General features: G+C 63.9%; 1 protein-coding gene. It reads left to right on the top strand.

Going from position 1 to position 280, the window contains the following annotated elements; genetic code table 11:
* A partial coding sequence (gene dctP / locus HOP53_RS21480; protein ID WP_234271883.1) for a TRAP transporter substrate-binding protein DctP occupies nt 1-280 on the top strand: 280 nt, incomplete at both ends.

The raw sequence follows: 280 nt of genomic DNA, 5'->3' as shown, positions 1-280 counted from the left end.
TCCGCGTGCCCGGCGCTCCCCTCTACATGATGTTCCCGCGTGCGGCCGGTGCGAATCCCACCCCCATCGCCTTCGACGAAACCTACCTGGCCCTGCAGCAGGGGGTGGTCGATGCCCAGGAAAATCCTCTGCCGGCGATCCGTGCCATGGCCTTCCACGAGGTACAGGACGTCATCAACCTGACCGGCCACGTGACGGACTCGCTGGTCACCATCATCAGCGGCATACGCTGGAACCAGCTCTCCGAGGAGGATCAGGAGATCTTCCGTGAGGTGCTGCA

This window comes from Billgrantia ethanolica (assembly GCF_021404305.1).
GTDB lineage: Bacteria > Pseudomonadota > Gammaproteobacteria > Pseudomonadales > Halomonadaceae > Halomonas > Halomonas ethanolica.
This window is presented reverse-complemented; position numbering and strand designations above follow the sequence as displayed.